The organism is Paraburkholderia sp. ZP32-5 (genome assembly GCF_021390495.1).
Lineage (GTDB): Bacteria > Pseudomonadota > Gammaproteobacteria > Burkholderiales > Burkholderiaceae > Paraburkholderia.
This window is the reverse complement of sequence record NZ_JAJEJP010000001.1, coordinates 3,244,405-3,260,922: the sequence shown is the minus strand read 5'-3', so window position 1 is coordinate 3,260,922 and position 16,518 is coordinate 3,244,405. Positions and strand designations below refer to the sequence as shown.

General features: G+C 57.3%; 17 protein-coding genes. 10 read left to right on the top strand and 7 right to left on the bottom strand.

All coding sequences use genetic code 11. The annotated features are described in order from the left end of the window. Nucleotides 1–329: 329 nt before the first annotated feature. Together L0U82_RS13980 and L0U82_RS13975 are read left to right on the top strand one after the other, a co-directional pair. Entirely contained in the window at nt 330–908 is a 579-nt protein-coding gene (locus L0U82_RS13980; protein ID WP_233831745.1) for a CatB-related O-acetyltransferase, read from the top strand. 87 nt (nt 909–995) lie between these two features. Then, a complete protein-coding gene (locus L0U82_RS13975) occupies nt 996–1,367 on the top strand; it encodes a hypothetical protein (RefSeq protein WP_233831744.1) in 372 nt (123 codons plus the stop codon). A gap of 107 nt (nt 1,368–1,474) precedes the next feature. Here the strand turns inward: L0U82_RS13975 and L0U82_RS13970 are convergent, their stop codons facing one another. The 3 genes from L0U82_RS13970 to L0U82_RS13960 all read right to left on the bottom strand — a co-directional run bounded on the left by L0U82_RS13970 (nt 1,475) and on the right by L0U82_RS13960 (nt 5,527). Further along, nucleotides 1,475–2,623, bottom strand: coding sequence for a tyrosine-type recombinase/integrase (locus L0U82_RS13970; RefSeq protein ID WP_233831743.1), 1,149 nt, complete (start codon nt 2,621–2,623; stop codon nt 1,475–1,477). Nucleotides 2,624–2,769: 146 nt separating this feature from the next. Continuing rightward, nucleotides 2,770–5,034: a phage/plasmid primase, P4 family gene (locus L0U82_RS13965; protein WP_233831742.1), complete on the bottom strand. Its 2,265-nt coding sequence runs from the start codon at nt 5,032–5,034 to the stop codon at nt 2,770–2,772. A gap of 133 nt (nt 5,035–5,167) precedes the next feature. After that, nucleotides 5,168–5,527: a hypothetical protein gene (locus L0U82_RS13960; protein ID WP_233831741.1), complete on the bottom strand. Its 360-nt coding sequence runs from the start codon at nt 5,525–5,527 to the stop codon at nt 5,168–5,170. Nucleotides 5,528–6,576: 1,049 nt separating this feature from the next. On the opposite strand from L0U82_RS13960, the gene L0U82_RS13955 reads away from it, so the two are divergent. The 4 genes from L0U82_RS13955 (at nt 6,577) to L0U82_RS13940 (ending at nt 8,937) form a co-directional block, all read left to right on the top strand. Then, entirely contained in the window at nt 6,577–6,876 is a 300-nt protein-coding gene (locus L0U82_RS13955) for a hypothetical protein (protein ID WP_233833277.1), read from the top strand. A gap of 464 nt (nt 6,877–7,340) precedes the next feature. Beyond that, complete coding sequence (locus tag L0U82_RS13950; RefSeq protein ID WP_233831740.1) at nt 7,341–7,583, top strand: hypothetical protein; 243 nt, start codon at nt 7,341–7,343, stop codon at nt 7,581–7,583. Between the two features lie 33 nt (nt 7,584–7,616). Beyond that, the gene (locus L0U82_RS13945; protein WP_326489725.1) at nt 7,617–7,928 is read left to right on the top strand and encodes a helix-turn-helix domain-containing protein; all 312 of its coding nucleotides are present in this window, start codon (nt 7,617–7,619) and stop codon (nt 7,926–7,928) included. Beyond that, on the top strand, nt 7,906–8,937 hold the full coding sequence (locus L0U82_RS13940; RefSeq protein ID WP_233831739.1) for a reverse transcriptase family protein: 1,032 nt from the start codon (nt 7,906–7,908) through the stop codon (nt 8,935–8,937). The genes L0U82_RS13945 and L0U82_RS13940 overlap by 23 nt, the downstream gene beginning before the upstream one ends. Nucleotides 8,938–9,043: 106 nt before the next feature. On the opposite strand, the gene L0U82_RS13935 is transcribed toward L0U82_RS13940, so the two are convergent. Next, nucleotides 9,044–9,604 carry a hypothetical protein gene (locus L0U82_RS13935; RefSeq protein WP_233831737.1) on the bottom strand — a complete coding sequence of 187 codons (561 nt, stop codon included), beginning with the start codon at nt 9,602–9,604 and terminating at the stop codon, nt 9,044–9,046. An 860-nt stretch (nt 9,605–10,464) separates the two neighbouring features. On the opposite strand from L0U82_RS13935, the gene L0U82_RS13930 reads away from it, so the two are divergent. Further along, nucleotides 10,465–12,069 carry a methyl-accepting chemotaxis protein gene (locus tag L0U82_RS13930; protein WP_233831736.1) on the top strand — a complete coding sequence of 535 codons (1,605 nt, stop codon included), beginning with the start codon at nt 10,465–10,467 and terminating at the stop codon, nt 12,067–12,069. On the opposite strand, the gene L0U82_RS13925 is transcribed toward L0U82_RS13930, so the two are convergent. The 3 genes from L0U82_RS13925 to L0U82_RS13915 form a co-directional block, all read right to left on the bottom strand. Then, nucleotides 12,054–12,617, bottom strand: a complete 564-nt coding sequence (locus L0U82_RS13925) for a YggT family protein (protein ID WP_233831735.1) — start codon at nt 12,615–12,617, stop codon at nt 12,054–12,056. The two genes, L0U82_RS13930 and L0U82_RS13925, sit on opposite strands and share 16 nt — an antisense overlap. 173 nt (nt 12,618–12,790) lie before the next feature. Continuing rightward, nucleotides 12,791–13,111: an EthD family reductase gene (locus L0U82_RS13920; RefSeq protein ID WP_233831734.1), complete on the bottom strand. Its 321-nt coding sequence runs from the start codon at nt 13,109–13,111 to the stop codon at nt 12,791–12,793. Between the two features lie 96 nt (nt 13,112–13,207). Further along, nucleotides 13,208–14,137 (bottom strand): Rossmann-like and DUF2520 domain-containing protein, encoded by a 930-nt coding sequence (locus L0U82_RS13915; protein WP_233831733.1) that lies wholly within the window; start codon nt 14,135–14,137, stop codon nt 13,208–13,210. Between the two features lie 304 nt (nt 14,138–14,441). On the opposite strand from L0U82_RS13915, the gene L0U82_RS13910 reads away from it, so the two are divergent. The 3 genes from L0U82_RS13910 to L0U82_RS13900 all read left to right on the top strand — a co-directional run bounded on the left by L0U82_RS13910 (nt 14,442) and on the right by L0U82_RS13900 (nt 16,483). Continuing rightward, nucleotides 14,442–14,603, top strand: a complete 162-nt coding sequence (locus tag L0U82_RS13910) for a hypothetical protein (protein ID WP_233831732.1) — start codon at nt 14,442–14,444, stop codon at nt 14,601–14,603. A 407-nt stretch (nt 14,604–15,010) separates the two neighbouring features. Beyond that, nucleotides 15,011–15,304, top strand: a complete 294-nt coding sequence (locus L0U82_RS13905) for a hypothetical protein (protein WP_233831731.1) — start codon at nt 15,011–15,013, stop codon at nt 15,302–15,304. A gap of 213 nt (nt 15,305–15,517) precedes the next feature. Next, nucleotides 15,518–16,483, top strand: coding sequence for a threo-3-hydroxy-L-aspartate ammonia-lyase (locus L0U82_RS13900; RefSeq protein ID WP_233831729.1), 966 nt, complete (start codon nt 15,518–15,520; stop codon nt 16,481–16,483). Nucleotides 16,484–16,518: the final 35 nt, after the last annotated feature.

Here is a 16,518-nt window from a genome sequence, read left to right as displayed (position 1 = left end):
GTTGTCGGTGATCCAATGGACGATTTCGCGGAAATATTGATTAAGCTTGGCATGTGGACTGTTGGATTCTCCATTGCTATATGCTTCGCTATCAGTAAGCTAGACTTGACGATGCCTACTGGGGATTGGGTTTTGGCGGTAATACTTCTTATAAGCTTCATAATTTCATGCCTTCTTTATAACAAGCTGCCGCCGAAGTACTGAAAATTTCTCGGATATCGGAAACAGCAGCCTTGGACTTCATTTAGCTCAGAGCGAGATGTTCAATTAATCGCAGTGATGGTGTCTCGGGATAGGGGCGAAATTCGAAAGCCTTCCACGACAAGGATATGTCACACACCGTTGAACGAGTCGGATCCGTCGGCAGGAGCCAAATCAGAGTCGGTCGATTCACCTACGGCTTTGAGAACATCTCTATCAAACAGTGGGGAGAGGGCGCAGCTCTAACGATTGGTTCATTCTGCTCGATTGCCTCATCAATCACTATTTTCCTCGGTGGGAATCATCGAGCGGACTGGATGACCACCTTCCCATTCGGGCATATCTTTCAGGAAGAACTTGATGGAGTGGGAATTCAGGGCCATCCGGCAACAAACGGTGATGTGACAATCGGACATGATGTGTGGATCGGGCATGGCGTGACTATCATGTCCGGAGTGTCGATTGGCAGTGGTGCCGTCATCGCTGCAAATTCAAATGTCGTGAAAGACGTGATGCCATATGAGGTTGTCGGCGGCAATCCCGCAAGGGTGATAAAGAGCCGATTTTGCAGCGAAATCGTCGACTTGCTCCTAGCACTGGGATGGTGGAATCTGCCGGTTGAAGTCATCAGGCAGATAAGCGCGGACCTGTCAGCGAAGCCCACTATCGATTCGCTCGTGAATCTCATCAGGCGCTGCAAAACCTAGGTGGGGTGCAAGCAGCGGCGGGCCGTACAAGGCTCGCACCTTGCAGATTGACGGCCCGAATTTACGATACGTCAAGGCGATCTGGATATGCAGTTCGAGCAGTGGTTTGAAGGAAAACTGTGGCCGGTTATGGCGGAGCGGGTCGGCGTCATGTCGGTCGATACACTTAATCGCCTTTGGCTACCCGTTCGTACAGAGGATGGGTATCTCGTCGCTATCGCGAAGGACGGCAAGGATGCCTTGGTCGGTCGCATGGGCAAGCGTGATGATGGGAAATTCTGCGTTGAACGTGTTGTGAAAGCGAGAATCGACAACGACACGATTTGTGATTTCGAATTCTGGTACGTTGATGTTGCCGACAGACAACGTCAAGCGCAGTGGCTTGATGGTGTGATCCGAAGTCATCTCGGGCAACACGGACCAGAGGGAGACACTCCCTCGATCCGGTGCGAAACCTGAATATCCATAGCACTGGTCGCGGTGCTCGATCCCGGTTTTGTACGCCTTTTATAAAAGCTGAAAGTGCCCTGAATTCAGGCGTACTTGGCTCGTGGAATTCCCCGACCTCATGCGGGGTTGAGCAGCAGCGAATCGATGACTTTTACAGCCTTGCGACTCGCGTCGTTCGGACTCAGGTGAGCATAGCGCTGAGTCATTTTCGGATCGCTGTGACCGAGCAATACCGACACCTCGTAGAGACTGACGCCCGCCCTGACGAGCTTGCTCGCGAAGGTGTGTCGAAACGTGTGCAGAGTGACCCGCCCTCCACGCTCCTTGACCACCGCCGCGTCATTGAGCCCCGCGCGCTCGATCGCCTTCTTGATTGCTTTCGTGCTGTAGCCCCGTTCACTACCAGTGCGGTCTTCGAATACGTATCGTTGTCCGGGGCGGCGTTCCTCCCACCGGCGACGAAGGACCGTTTCGAGTCGGGATGTCATGTGCAATACATCCTCGTTTCGCACCTTGCTCCGGTAGAGACTGATCGTGCATGCGTCAACATCGATCGCCGACCAAGGAATGTTTGCGACCTCGGAGTATCGACACCCCGTATCTAGCAGAAAAACCGTGATGTCGTAGTTGTCCTGGACATTCCGCGTCATCTCGGGTGTTCGCGTTTCTAACGGCTTTAAACCGTTTCTACGCCGTTCCGGATCGAGTTCGAGCAATAACGCCGACTCTTCGTTGGAATCGAGATATCGAAGCCTATAGGAAGTCTTAAGCGCGGGAAACACGATTTCGCGATTCACCTTGAAGCCGAGCTTCGTCATCTCGTTGATGGTTGCTCGCAGCAAACCGATCTCGTGTTTGATCGTCGCGGGCTTGTCGCCTTCGGCCTTGCGTTTTGCAACAAGAACTTCGAAATCGCGGGTTGTCAGTTCGTGCAGTAGCGTGTCGGGATGGAATCCATAACAGGGAAGTTTCGCCTTCGTCTTCGAATGAAGCTTGTACCCCATCGCTTTCCGGATGCCCGACCACATACCGCTGTAGTAGGCGGTGCCCTTACGGGACTCGACATACTGTTCCAGTGCATCTTTCACTGTGATCTCGGGCGAATCACCAAGATATCGCTCACTGTGTGCTCGGTTGCGCATTTCGCGTTCGACTTGCGCGGCCTTCGTCTTGTTTGGCGTTCCGGTCGAACCGAAGAACTTCTTGCCCTGAATCTGGAACTGGTAATACCAGTTCTTGCTGTTGTTTCGACGGATGAGTGTCATGCGTGTTGCTCCTTACGGAATGTAATTAATGAACAACACCATCCGGTCAGATACACGGGTAGGACAACAGCTTTCGCCCACGTCAGGAACAAAAAAACGGACCGTACGCGAATACGGTCCGTTCCGAAGGAGCCACTTACGAAGGCTTACACTGCGGGCGTGCCATCCCCATCGCCGTCCGCGTCGAAATCCTCGTCGGTCATATTGGAGAGCAACTTCTTCTGCCAGCTTTTCTTCCGCTGATAGACTTCCGTCTCATTGAATTCATGTCCGACGTAGGCTCCTGTGTTTTCGTTAAACTCAAGATCAACGAGCAATGTCAAGCCTTTGTAAACGCGGTGGGGCTTTGATGCGGGCTTGTATCCCTTTTCTTTCAGGATCATGCCGAACCGCTTCCCCGAGTATGCGAAGTTATATTGTGCCTCGCTCCAAGCCTTGAAGAACTTGTAGGTATTCCCGAAATGGATTTCGCCGTCCGGATCGTCACGAGTAAATTCCGAGAGCCAACTACTCACGATGTCCATTTCGCCGCGGTACTCTGCGACTTCGTTTGTGATGATCTCGGGTTCATTGAGCTTGTACCCGTTTTCACGCCAGTGCTGGCAGCCGAGTAAAGCCCAATTCAGAATGCCAGGAAGCTCTTCGCAGAGCTTGCGTTCAAGGTCAGGATCACGTTCCTCGGGCGGAATCGTGACGGTGAACGGGATCAGCTTCATACGACGCCAGATGCCGTGATCAGAACCCTTGACGGTAGGCTTGTAGTTGCCAGCGAGCCAGAGCTTGAACCGAGGCTTGAATTCGAATGCATTCTGATAGAGCATCCGCGCTGTGATGATCTCACCACCGGTATACCACTTCACCGTCTTTTCGCTGAAATGGCGTCCGTCCTCCACCTCACTCATGGCAACAAGACGTTTGCCCATCAGGCGTGCAACTTCGCTACTCGCGGCGTTTTGCGACATACCGAAAGCACCATTCTTTTCAAGCAACATGTCGCCGTTGGCCTGAGCACCGAGGTCGCCAAACAGGGTGCGCAATACATTGAGAAAAGTTGATTTGCCGTTAGCACCGCTGCCGAACAGGAAGAACAATACGTGTTCTGAGGTCTGACAAGTCAACGTGTATCCGACGGCACGGCGTACATATTCGACCAGTGCAACGTTACCGTTCATGATCCGCAACAAGAACCTTTCCCAGTTAGGACAGATCGCGTTCGGATCGTAGTCCACCCCGGCGGTATACGTAATGTGCAGATTCGGCCGCATGGGCGTGAACTCGTTGGTCCGCAAATCGATCAGCCCGTTCCTTACGGGCAGTGTCCACTCACCCTGATCGAGACTATTGGCAGACAGGGCGACTCCTGGTTCGGACCTGAACAGGTCAACGGCGTTTTTCAGGCCAGTATTGCTTTCCGTATATTGTGCGTGCTCGAACATGTCCTGACGACTACCGGGATTCAGGCTATACATTTCTTCGTAGATAAGCGAAAGGATACGACGCGCGAGAAAGAGCACGTACAGTTCGTCCACGCGTTTCCACACGCCCGATTCTTGCTTTTCGAGCCACTGCTTTGTCTCGGAGACGTACCGAAGCTTGCTACCGAACAGCTCGTACATCCGCTGCGCGTTGCCGAGGTCGGTTGTGTGCAACGAATTTCCAATGTTCTCTTGGTGAGATTTGATCACGTTTGCTGCGATTTGCGACACCTCCGATTCGGGAAGCGGCGGATTGCAGCAAGTATTGTTGTAATCGAGAAGTTGATCTTCCAGACGGTCGTAATCCAGTCCGTTGTTGAGCATAGAGAACGCGTACAGCATGACTGCATGGTTACGACCACCAAGTGAGACGATTTCGCTTTTGCGCGATTTACGTTTGCGGCGCGTCGTTCCTTGCTTGGCAAGTTCTTCAAGCAACCATTCAGGAGCGGGTGCGATAGGCACGGTCGGATCGACCCATTCATACTTGTTGCCATCGATCGTGGATGGGGGAGCGACGCAGTAGCCACCGTCGGCCCGAATGTCGATGCCGTCACGGAAGCCGACCTTGCACTGAATTTTCATACCTTCAGGGTGCGTATACAGGTAATGGGCACCCCCAGATTGCGTCAAGGCGGTAAGAGTTTCAGGGAAAGGGCCGTGCTTCTTCTCCAGTGCAACGAGGGACTTTGCACCTGAGTTCTTGTTTTTCACATCCATGTCGAGCACGATCAAACGGCCGGATGGAGTGCCAGTCGCGTAGGCGATGTTCGAGTTAGGGAATTGCTCCGCCCACGCCCGATGCTGTTCCGTGTCGAGGCTGGCGTCTTTGAATCCGTGCGGAGTAAGGGGACTTTTCTCGTTCTGGCGAATCGGGAAGCAGGAGAAACCTTTCGCAGCGAGATCGGCGTATTTTCTAATTGGATCGATATTCATAATTTAGGAATACAAAATAGATAGCCGGGAAATAGTGCGAGCACCATCTTCCGGCTACGAGTCAGCGGCGGTCGAGAATTATTTGCCCAAGACCGGGCAGGTCAAATCCGTCGTTGTTGGGAGGTCTCAGGCGTTAGGCATCCACCATTGCTTCTCCATCGACAGGCAAGTCATAAGGCATACCAAGGTCGGTTGTGGTGCAAATGGCGTCGCATTCGTTGCAGACGAAGCCATACGGTTTCCCGTTCATTCCGATGATAGGAATTGCGCTACGCGTAGTCGGGTACCTGGGGCAGTGGATGTAATCCCCGATCTTAAGGCTGGAGAGGGGGCGCCGCACATCGCGTGAGTTAATCGGCCAAACGGAGTACTCGGGAGACAAATCGCATACCCAATCCTCGGGGCCAGTCAATTTCAGGAGGCCTTCTTGCAAAAACAAGCTGATGATTTGCATAGGATCACTAAAATAAATATCGTTAAGCTCTTCGTTCATGAAATTTCCTTTTCAAGATGGTTGCCAAGCCGTTCATATTGAACGTTGCTGGATCGAATTCAGAATGCGAGGGAACGCCTCGTCGCACGTTGGTCCGTTGCCGGAGTGTCTGTGCGGAAATTCGATGGACTTGACTTTACGGAGACGAGGGGCGTTGCACAAGATGAGTAATCTTTGCCTGTTTCCACTCGGAGTATGGGGCGGGGAGGTCTGGAAAATCGAATGCGCGAGCTAGAAGGTAGCTACAAATCGGCAAGGTAGGGGGAGAGGGGGCGCAATATTTGTAACAGGCCTTGCCGGCTCGTTTGGCGCGTCGGGGATGCACGTTTTCGGTCAAGATACCCCTCTGAACTCGATCGAGATGTTCTCATTGCAGGATATAAGGGTAAACACCTACTTTAAGAGTTGGCATCGTTGTCTTTTTACGTCCATCTAGTAGAAACCCCTATTTTTTAGGACTTGGGTATTCTCGGATCGGCTGAAGCTGTCGCAGAAAGCTTTTTTCGACGGGGCTTGTCGTGCAGGTCATGTATGTGACACGCGGCGGCTCTACGGATTACCTCTCCGACTATGGCTTTCGTTAGCGATGGGTCCGTGTCCTCGACCGTTGCTCGTGCGTGCGAGCGCAACACATCTTAAACAATTCAACGATTTCATCGATTTTCAGAAAGTTCTCTCTATCTCCTCCTCTATATAAAAACTTTCTAAAAACAAGAAAAATTGTTTAATCGTTTAAAAAAGCCGTTCCATTCAGTTGGATGGAAGAAATTTCATCCCCACATGTTGGGGCGGTCGGCGACAGCCAGACTGCGGGCTGGGCGGGGATGATCCTGCGGCAGAATCCTAATAAGCTGATGATCTGACTCGAAAATTCCCGTTAGATCAAGGGTATAGAACGCCGGTGCGTAATGGTGACGTGAAAAGTGTCATTGTTGCTCGTCGGATTTTGCGCTGGTCGCCGTCGTGTCGGTCGTAGTCGCTCGCTTGCCGTTGCCTTGAAGGTCGATCTGCTGGACCCTGGACGCACTTTCAACGAATGGAGTGCGATCATGGTCGATCAGAAGCAAGGTGTGGCGAGCAAAGACGATAAAGCGGGCAAGCTTGTCGCCGATGTGAAGGCAAATGCCGGTACCGCAACGGCGAACGATACCGCAGCGAAGGTGGCACCAGCTACGCCGACGAAGATGGAACTGGCGACGGAAATCTACAAGCGGATGCGTTCCGTCAAGGACGTGACGCGGAAAGACATCATCGAGAAGTTCATCTCGGAAGTGAAGCTGACGAAGGCGGGAGCGAGCACTTACTACCAAATGATCAAGGACAAGCACGAGCCGATGGGTAAGAAGTGACGACCGGATTGCGGGAACAGAGGGCTCCTTCGGGAGCTTTTTTTTCGGTTCGACGAAAGGGGCGGTCCGTGACTTCGGCCAAATATTCACACATAGTGAATATTTGGCTTGCGCATGTCATTTTTTCGTGGTCCAATGCTTCTCGCAGGCTAGGCGTATCGCCTAGGTGAGCAATGGCATTTTCCTACCACGGCGAAGGATCAGTTGTGCATTAGTCCGTTTTGCGGAACGGGCAGCTCTAGCGTCCAGGGTTAGAGAGGTATCGGTGCGCGGGTCGGGTACGGCCGCGTCGAGGAAGCCAGCCGGTTACGTCGTTGGGCGGACCGAGGGACTTCCTCTCAGCCGAAGGGACTGGGTTGGGCTTGCGCATCGGGTTGGCTCCTTTCGATCATTTGCTAAGTGGGGACGTTTGGCATCGCCTTGTTGAGGGACTTCGGCGACGTGCCGCGTTCAAGGAGCTGCAAATGCAGAAAGATGCTTTAACAGTAGCAATCGCGACGCTGCAAAAGCTGCGCGAAACCTATCACAGCCAACTCGATGCTGGTGTACTGGCAGAACTCGATGATGTCATCGGATTGCTGAAACAGCAGTCCGACCGCCGGGAAGCTGTTCGGCGGGAAGAACTCGAAGGCCGAGTTCTCCGCATCATCGCAATGATCCTGCGACTTGTGACGAACATTACGAGTCTCATGGACCACTGGCGTTAGGCCAAGTCACAGCAAGCCCCACAGTTGATTTGGATGAGCGTTATGAATATGGGTCAGGCTATCAAGATGTGTCGGACTCGTAGGTCGTTATCACAGGCTGAACTAGCTGGACTTGCGGGTTGTTCGATTTCTTACCTTTCCATGCTGGAAAGCAATCAGAGGGATCCGTCGCTATCCACTTTGAAAAGTATTGCCGGAGCGTTACGCATCCCGACGGAGATTCTATTCTTTCTGGGATCAGACCGAGAGGAGCTTGCCGGTATGGACAAAGAGCTCTCCGGTCAGCTCGCCCGCGCGGCGTTGGAGATACTGAGTGATACACATGAACCGGTTAGAGGTTCCTAGGTACACGGCTGCTCCCATAGAAAGTATGGCGGCATTGTCGCGAGCGTTGGGTGTAACGGTCGAGCATCTCGCTGCAGTCGCCGCCAAAGCTTCCTCTCTCTACCGAGTCGCGGACAAGATCGAAAAAGCGGACGGTACGCTTCGCGAAACGTTTGATGCGAAGCCGGTGTTGAAGGATATTCATCGGCGGATCAAACTGGCCATTCTCGATCGAGTAAGTTTTCCAAACTATCTGACTGGCAGTGTGAAGGGGCAGGACTATCGTACGAACGCGCTGCTGCATCGCAATTCAAAGATCCTGATTAGCGAAGACATCCAAGGATTCTTTCCCTCGACCACGCAGCATCTCGTGCAGGAAGTCTGGTCGCAGTTCTTCCGTTTTTCGGCCGATGTGGCGCAGTGCCTAACGGCTCTTTGCACCAAAGATGGCGCTCTCCCGCAGGGAGCCATCACAAGTCCGCATATCGCGAATCTCGTTTTCTGGCGCGTGGAGCCGGCGATACATACGGAGATGGCGTCTCGTGGATTACGATACTCGCGATATGTCGATGATGTATGTGTTTCGTCCAGCACTGGTATTGCTCATGCCGATAAGCAGTCAGTGATCGCGGTCATATATGCAATGCTGGCGCGACACGGCTATTCTGCCAAACGATCGAAACACAAAATCCAGACGGGGAGCGGCCGCATCACGGCGACGAAGCTCGGTGTCAATGGTGATCCCAGCCTTTCAGGTCAGCAGCGAGGACAGATTCGCGCTGCCGTACACAAGCTCGAACTGACATTCGCGACTGGAGCTTTCTCGGAGGCGCGAGCGCTCTTACCCTCCGTCACAGGTCGGGTCAGTATGCTCGCACGTTTTCACTCTGCGGAAGGGCTGGCACTGAAGCAACGTATCGCGTCCGTACGTGAGCAATTGCAGCTCGTCCCAATGGTGGCGAAAAGAGATTCCTCGACTGACATGGGAGTGTCTGTCGGGTTTGAGGGCAATTCAACCGTTCCATGGTGATCTGTTCAGCCGCGACGCCCGGCCGATTGGATTTTATTGAACACGGAGCAGACGCTCGATGCTCAGAATGAATCTGTTCGGGCGAGACGCTATCGTCAGGTTACGCCTATAAGAGATCGGGTATGTCTTGAGCTGTGAGAGTCGTGACGAGCCCCTTGAGAATTTGCTGCATTAGCGCTTCCTTAATTTCCGTGAAGCAATTTTCCGGCTTCCCAATGTCCTCACGTCTGTATAGGAAAATTGCCCCCTCCCATGCTCCCGCCATCATCTTCGAACCCAGCAGGCGACCTGCCTCATTTCGCGAGTTCGGCATAGCCAACCGATGGGTATAAAAAGAGTCAACGCGGAACGGCTCGTTGTTCCCTACCGCGAAGTCTGGAAGCAAGAACGGAACGAGATCAGGGACGAGGCCTGACCGGTTAGCTGATAAGGTCGCTCGTACGTAATATTCGTCGAGTTCCAATGCTCCGCGGCCATATGGCGGACCTAGCTCGATTTCGACGGAGAACGCGCCTGCTGTCAAAGCATGCCTTCTGACTGTCTCAAGGACGAAATTCCGAAGCATCTCGCTCGGCGTTGTTCCCTCGGCAGCGCAAATGATTGTGAAGGCGTCAGCGGTAGGTGCGTCAACGCGGGTTTTGAGAATGTAGGGTTTGCTTTCTTTCATCACAATTTCCACAAGGGTCGGCAATATTGTGACACAAAGAGATGGTTGTGCCCTATACTTGTGTCCCAAGTGCGATTTTGTGCCCCACGGAAGGTAGGCAACAGGTGGGCAAAGAAGAGGTATCGGTTCGCACCGCAGTAGGACCGGTGGGATCTCGAAAAATAAAAGCCCCCGCGACGCGCCAACGTCGCGGGGGCTTCTGGCAAGGTGGTGAAGGCACCCCTCTGCCACCTACAGCTTCGTCTCGGAAGACGGCCTAGAGCTTATACGCTCAAGGGGTTGTGGGCAACTATTGCCTTCGATTCTCTGTGAGGATGGATATGCTACGTGCATCCAACCCTAAGAGCGTGTTGGTGCGACAGTACGTTCGGTTCAGATTTGGTCGCACTGAGCATGTGCGCATGCACTGGCGCTCGTATCCCAATTAGTTTTTCTCGCGCTGGTTAAAGGTCAGCAGCCGCACTGTGAAAACAGTGCGGCTTTTTTCCATGAGGCCATAGAGCAGCTTATCCGAAGCGTTGCTGGTGTGAGAACTGGCATCGCCGTGAAGCCCGCATGAACAGTGGGGCTACGTGGACTCGAGAGAAAACCCGACGTGAGAACGCGCGTGGATAGTGGTGTTACTTAACGCGCTGGGGCTTGGGAAGCTAGGGTATTACCATTATACGACGCCCGCAGAAGCCGCGATTTTACAGGGTTTTCGATGTTCACGGCAATCCCGGGGCATGGGCGCTTCCGTCAGTCTTCAGAACCCACCTGGCCTGCCGTTAACTCTGGCTTGCGCCAACCCCGCGATTTCTCGCCGGAGAAATCAACACACCCGCGGCGCGTCCTATTCCGATCGAGAGACTTTCCCCAAGATGCAGTGGTTTTCCAATCTCAAGCTCAGTCACAAGCTTGTTGGCTCGTTAATGCTGTGCGCGTTCGTTACGGCTATCGTTGGCACGGTGGGCGTGCTCAAGGTGCGCGAAGTCGCGACGATGCAAACCGAAATGTACGACCGCGAATTCGTGCCCGTGCGCAACGACGGCACGGCCGCGTGGCAAGCGGCATCGCACTTCCGGCGTCTCTATTCGTACATCCTGAATCCCGAGCCGGCCGGCCGCGCCGATACCGTGCGGCTCAACCACGGCGGCGAGGCGGTGATTCTGTCCGCGTTCGACTACGAGCGCAAACACGCGACCAACGACGCGCAGGCGCAACTGCTGAGCGACTTCGATGCGACCTGGCCTGCCTATATGAGCTCGGTCGCCAAGGTCATGGCGCTGGCCGACCAGGGAGATCAGACCGGCGCGCTCGCCGAACTGAAATCGACCACCGATCCGCTGCACGTCAAACTGCGCACACTGATGATCAAGCTGTCGGACGTGCGCGACGAACTGGCGAAACAGCGCGTCGAAAGCGGTATCGACGCGGTCCGTTCGGTGACGTGGTGGATCGCGAGTTGCGCGCTCGCCGGCGTTGCGATTGCGCTCGGCCTTGGCTTGCTCGTCACGCGCGCGGTCGTGCGGCAGATCGGCGGCGAACCGGCCGAGGTCGCGAAGGTCGTCGAGCAGATCGCCGGCGGCGATCTGAGCCAGCGCCTGCATACGGGCGAGGTCGACGAACGCAGCATTCTGTCTGCGATCGCGCATATGCAGCAGCGTCTCGCGACGGCGATCGGCTCGATCCGCGAAAGCGCCGAGTCGGTCAGCATCGCGTCGCAACAGATTGCGAGCGGCAACGTCGATCTGTCCGCGCGCACCGAAGGGCAGGCCGCGTCGCTCGAACAGACGGCGGCAAGCATGTCGGAGCTGACGCAGACCGTCAGCCGCAACAGCGACAATGCGCACAACGCGAGCGCGCTCGCGACTCAGGCCGCGCAGATCGCGAGTACCGGCAACACCGCTGTCGAGGGGATGGTGCGGACCATCGGCGACATCAGCGGCAGCTCGACGAAGATCTCGGACATCACCGGTGTGATCGAAGGCATCGCGTTCCAGACCAATATCCTCGCGCTTAACGCGGCGGTCGAGGCCGCGCGCGCCGGTGAGCAGGGACGTGGTTTCGCGGTGGTCGCGAGCGAAGTGCGCAATCTCGCGCAGCGCTCGGCAAGCGCGGCCAAGGAGATGATCACGACGTCGGCCGCGATCATTCAGGGCGGCACGCAGCAGGCTGCCGACGTCAGCGCGACGATGGCCGATATCAAGGACGCGATCCATCGCGTATCGGATATCGTCGGCGAGATCGCGACGGCCTCCGAGGAGCAGAACCGCAGCATCCATCAGGTCGGGCAGGCCGTCACGCAGATGGACGAGACGACCCAGCAGAATGCCGCGCTCGTCGAAGAGGCCGCGGCGGCCGCGCAATCGCTCGAAGCGCAGGCGCGCAAGATGAAGGAGACCGTGTCGGTGTTCCGCACCGGCGACAGCCGCAATGCGGCGGCGACGGCCCCGCTCAGATCACAAACTCAGATCACAAAATAAGTCAGCTGAACCGCCGCGCGCGTGACCACCATCTGCAGCACCTGCACGATCACGAACAGCAGGATCGGCGACAGATCGATGCCGCCGAACTGCGGCAGCACGCGCCGCAACGGATTCAGAAACGGCGCGGTCAGCTGATACAGAATCGGCATCGCCGGCGAGCGCGGATTGAGCCACGACAGCAGCGCCATCAGGATCGTCATCCAGATGATCAGATTCAGCGCCCACTTGATCGCGGTCAGCACCGCGACGATCAGCAGCGTCGGCACCAGCGTCAGCGGATCGGCGCCGGTGAGTACGACCATCAGCACCACGTAGATGATCGCCGCGATCAGCGTCGCGGCGATGCTGGCCCAGTCGATGTTGCGCGTGCTCGGCAGAATGCGCCGCAGCGGCAGCACGATCCAGTTGGTCGCCTGCATCACGGCATTCGACACCGGGTTGTACGGCGGCAGGCGCACGACCTGCAGCCATGCGCGCAGCAGCAGCGCCGCGCCGAACAGCGTGAAGATGGTATTGAGCAGAAAACGGGCGATATCGCCAAACATCTCGTGTCCTTATGCTTCTGATGGCGGCCGCTTGCGGCCGCGGGCTACCGGCTTCGCCCGATGGGTACGCGCCGGCGTTGGGTTGGGAATCGCGTTACGTCGCGGCGACCGGATCGTTCAACTGACGGCTCGACGTCATTGCGCGCCGCGGCTCGTCTGCTGTCTGTCCGGCATCACACGGAAACCCGGACCTCGCTGATCAGGATCGTGCCGTTGCCGCCGTCGGTATAGTTGGGGATGTCCGCCAACAGTTGTTCGGATGCCGGCTTGAATACTTTATAGAAGTCATCCGCGCTGTCGAACAGGAAGTGACCGGCGGCCACGTACGGCGGTGGCGTGCCGGGCGGCCCGGCATTGATGCCCGCATCGACAGACCAGCCCTTGAGCACCGCCCCGAACAGCTTTGCCGCGAGCGGCATGTGCGTGGCGCAGTAGTAGTCCATGTCGAAGCGGCCGTTTTCCCGGTACGGATAGAGGATGCTGACCTTGATCATTGTGCGTTCTCGTCTGTTGATCCCGAAGCGCGGAGCGGCGCAGCGGTGGAACCGTTCGCGATTCGCCTGCCGCGCCGGACGTCACATTATCACGGCTTACTTCACGCTTGCACCTGCCGACGCCTGATTCAGCGAGCGCTCCAGCGATTCTTCCACGGCTTCGGAAATGGCCTCGATCGTGGCGGGCGGGTTCGCGCGGCGTTGCGCCAGATTGACCGCGCGGCGCGTCATCAATCCGTACAGCGCGGCGTGGTCGCCGCCGAGTCCTTCGAGCAATGCCAACTGCTTCTGCACGACACCAGTGTCGCCGCGCGACACGGGGCCCGCGAGCGCATTCGGCAGACCCTTGTCGCGAGCGGTTTCGATCGTGCCGGCGAGCATCGGCAGCAGCGCGCGCAGCGCGTCGTCTTCGGCAAATCCGAGCGTGCGCCACAGCGCGACACATTCGGCGAGGCTGCACAGCGCGAAGCTCGCCGCATAGTGCGCGGCGCCGTGATACAGCATGCGGCCGCCCGGCGGAATCGACAGCGGATGGCAGCGCAGCGCGACGGCGAGCGCGGTCAGCGTGTCTTTCAGCGCGCCGTCGGCCTCGATCGTCACCGAGCAGCCGGCGATCCGTTCGAGATCGGCAAGTTCGCCGCCGAACAGATACAGCGGATGAAAGCCGCCGATCACCGCGCCCTGGTTGCGCGCCGGCGACAGCAACTCGACCGGCGACGCGCCGCTGCAATGCACGAGCGCCTTGCCGCTCGCGACCGGCGCGGCGAATCGGAGTGTGTGCGCTGTCGTACCGATACTGTCGTCGGGAACGGCTAAAAAAACGATATCGGCGGCATCGACGACCTGCTGCGAATCGTCGCCGGCCACACAGTTTTCGATCTGCGCGGCGAGCCGGCGCGCGGATTCGGCCGAGCGGCTCGCTATCGCCGTGACCGGATAGCCGGCGCGCGCAAAGCCCAGCGCGAGACAGCGCGCGAGCCGCCCCGCGCCGATGAAGCCGATGCGCGGCAAGGAAGACTGGGACATGTCGGCTGCTCCAGACGGTTCGTTCGAACGGAAAGCAGCAGTATCGCGCATCCGGGGAGCCGCATGCGTGATCCGGCCCCGATGGTTTCCGTGGCCGCCCAAACAACTGTCGTCGGATCAGTTTGCCGGCGATATGGCGAGAGCGGTCGGTCATCGGGCAGCGCGACGCCCGCGGGCCCGAAAACTGCTCACAATCGTCGGATAGCCACCGTCGATCCAGTTCGACGAGCCGGTTTTGCAGTTGCTGTTCCGTACATCTGCTGTTTCGTACTTCTTTCGCAGTCAGAGATTCGGGAGGGTCGAGATGAGTATTTTTTCTTACCGGAAGCACTTGCGGTTCCTCACGCCTGCACAGCGCCGTCGCTGGTGGGATCAGAAAAAGCGGCTGACGCCGCGCGTGCGGATCAGCGGCGCCTATGTGCCGCCGAACGTGTCCCGCGAGTTCACGTATGTGAAGGTCGGCTAGCTCGCGCCTTTCGCAGGTTATCCAGCAGGTGAGAAAATGCCCGGCGTCGCAAGTCGCTGGGCATTTTTTATGCGGTAACTCCTTCCCGCTGTCAGGATTGAAGCGAATTTGTAATCAAACATTACTGAAATGCGAACCGCCTAGCGCCCGCGCGATCTCACCTCTCAAGCGCGGCTGGTTGAACTCCGCCTCGTCCTCCCCAACTTGTTGATTGCAGGCTTGTTTTGCTTTTGTGGCGACGGCCTTCGCAATGGGGCTGGCGACACATGGGCGGAGCTGCCGCGCGGTCAATTGCAATTTGCAACAAATGTGAACAGCCTCGCCGGGGCTTTTTCGATACATTGATTTCACAGCATGCGAGGCATGCGCAGTCGGCGACCTTGGCAGGCCGCGCTAGGAGAATAGAAGTGAAAAAGATCGTTCCGTTTGTCGTTGCAGGCGCACTCGGCTTGGGGCTTGCCGGTGCCGCCGAGGCGCACGTTTCTGTCGGTATCGGCATTGGCGTCCCAGTCGCGCCGGCGTATCCGGTGTATGCGGCGCCGCCGCCCGTCTATTACGCACCGCCTCCGCCGCCGGTTTATGCGCCGGTCGTGGTGGCGCCGCCTCCGGTGGTTGTGGGTGGCTATTACGGATATGGGCGTCCTTACTATCGTCACGGGTACTACAGGGGCTACTACGGCCACGGGTACTACCGCCGCTAATCGTCAGCGCGCGTAAGGCAGGAATACAGCTTGAATGTCGACGGCGTAATGCCGGCCTGAGTGCCGGGTTACGCCGTTTTCTATTTGCGCGACTGCTTTGCTGCTGATTTTCACCGCGGCGCGGACGCGAGTTGCGCCGCCCAAGCGAGATTCCAAAGCATCGGCGAAGCTGGGAGAATGGCTGTTTCGCCACCGCTCCGGAGAGTTTCGCCAATGCAAGCGCTTGCCGCTCCCACTTTCGATGACGTCCTCGACGCCGCCGCGCGTCTCGAGGGCGTCGCGCACCGCACCCCCGTCCTGACGTCGAGTACGTTCAACGAGCGCACCGGCGCGTCCGTGTTCTTCAAGTGCGAAAACTTCCAGCGCATGGGCGCATTCAAGTTTCGCGGCGCGTACAACGCGATTTCGCACTTCGACGCGGAGCAGCGCAAAGCGGGCGTGCTGACCTATTCGTCGGGCAATCATGCGCAGGCGATCGCGTTGTCGGCACGCCTGGCCGGCATCCACGCGACGATCGTGATGCCGCACGACGCGCCCGAAGCCAAGGTCGCCGCGACGAAGGGCTACGGCGGCGAAGTGATCACCTATGACCGCTACAAGGAAAATCGCGAGGAGATCGGCCAGCGGCTCGCGCAGGAGCGTGGCATGACGCTGATTCCGCCGTACGATCATCCGCATGTGATCGCCGGGCAGGGTACCGCGGTGAAGGAACTGATCGACGAAACCGGGCCGCTCGACATGCTGTTCGTGTGCCTCGGCGGCGGCGGGCTGATCGGCGGCAGCGCGTTGTCGGCGGCGGCGCTGAGCCCGGACTGCACGGTGATCGGTATCGAGCCGGAGGCGGGCAACGATGGCCAGCAATCTCTCGCGCGCGGCGAGATCGTGCATATCGACGCGCCGCGTACGATCGCCGATGGCGCCGCCTCGACGCATCTCGGTGACTACACGTTCGCGATCATCCGCAAGCTGGTCGCGCGGATCGAAACGGTCAGCGATGCGCAGCTGATCGACACGATGCGCTTTTTCGCGCAGCGCATGAAGATCGTCGTCGAGCCGACCGGTTGCCTCGCGGCGGCGGCGGTGCTGAACGGCATCGTGCCGGTAGAGGGCAAGCGAGTCGGCGTGGTGGTGAGCGGCGGCAACGTCGATCTGGTGAAGCTCGCGCAGTATCTCGCGTAAGCGTAGCGCCCGAAATCACCCGCCTGAATGGAAAA

What these genes read in the sequence shown, in the direction of transcription:
- L0U82_RS13955 (WP_233833277.1), top strand. Translation starts at nt 6,577, where the DNA reads ATGGTCGATCAGAAGCAAGGTGTGGCGAGCAAAGACGATAAAGCGGGC.
- L0U82_RS13945 (WP_326489725.1), top strand. Translation starts at nt 7,617, where the DNA reads ATGAGCGTTATGAATATGGGTCAGGCTATCAAGATGTGTCGGACTCGT.
- L0U82_RS13940 (WP_233831739.1), top strand. Translation starts at nt 7,906, where the DNA reads ATGAACCGGTTAGAGGTTCCTAGGTACACGGCTGCTCCCATAGAAAGT.
- L0U82_RS13925 (WP_233831735.1), bottom strand. Translation starts at nt 12,617, where the DNA reads ATGTTTGGCGATATCGCCCGTTTTCTGCTCAATACCATCTTCACGCTG.
- L0U82_RS13960 (WP_233831741.1), bottom strand. Translation starts at nt 5,527, where the DNA reads ATGAACGAAGAGCTTAACGATATTTATTTTAGTGATCCTATGCAAATC.
- L0U82_RS13915 (WP_233831733.1), bottom strand. Translation starts at nt 14,137, where the DNA reads ATGTCCCAGTCTTCCTTGCCGCGCATCGGCTTCATCGGCGCGGGGCGG.
- L0U82_RS13910 (WP_233831732.1), top strand. Translation starts at nt 14,442, where the DNA reads ATGAGTATTTTTTCTTACCGGAAGCACTTGCGGTTCCTCACGCCTGCA.
- L0U82_RS13900 (WP_233831729.1), top strand. Translation starts at nt 15,518, where the DNA reads ATGCAAGCGCTTGCCGCTCCCACTTTCGATGACGTCCTCGACGCCGCC.
- L0U82_RS13935 (WP_233831737.1), bottom strand. Translation starts at nt 9,604, where the DNA reads ATGAAAGAAAGCAAACCCTACATTCTCAAAACCCGCGTTGACGCACCT.
- L0U82_RS13980 (WP_233831745.1), top strand. Translation starts at nt 330, where the DNA reads ATGTCACACACCGTTGAACGAGTCGGATCCGTCGGCAGGAGCCAAATC.
- L0U82_RS13975 (WP_233831744.1), top strand. Translation starts at nt 996, where the DNA reads ATGCAGTTCGAGCAGTGGTTTGAAGGAAAACTGTGGCCGGTTATGGCG.
- L0U82_RS13970 (WP_233831743.1), bottom strand. Translation starts at nt 2,623, where the DNA reads ATGACACTCATCCGTCGAAACAACAGCAAGAACTGGTATTACCAGTTC.
- L0U82_RS13950 (WP_233831740.1), top strand. Translation starts at nt 7,341, where the DNA reads ATGCAGAAAGATGCTTTAACAGTAGCAATCGCGACGCTGCAAAAGCTG.
- L0U82_RS13920 (WP_233831734.1), bottom strand. Translation starts at nt 13,111, where the DNA reads ATGATCAAGGTCAGCATCCTCTATCCGTACCGGGAAAACGGCCGCTTC.
- L0U82_RS13930 (WP_233831736.1), top strand. Translation starts at nt 10,465, where the DNA reads ATGCAGTGGTTTTCCAATCTCAAGCTCAGTCACAAGCTTGTTGGCTCG.
- L0U82_RS13965 (WP_233831742.1), bottom strand. Translation starts at nt 5,034, where the DNA reads ATGAATATCGATCCAATTAGAAAATACGCCGATCTCGCTGCGAAAGGT.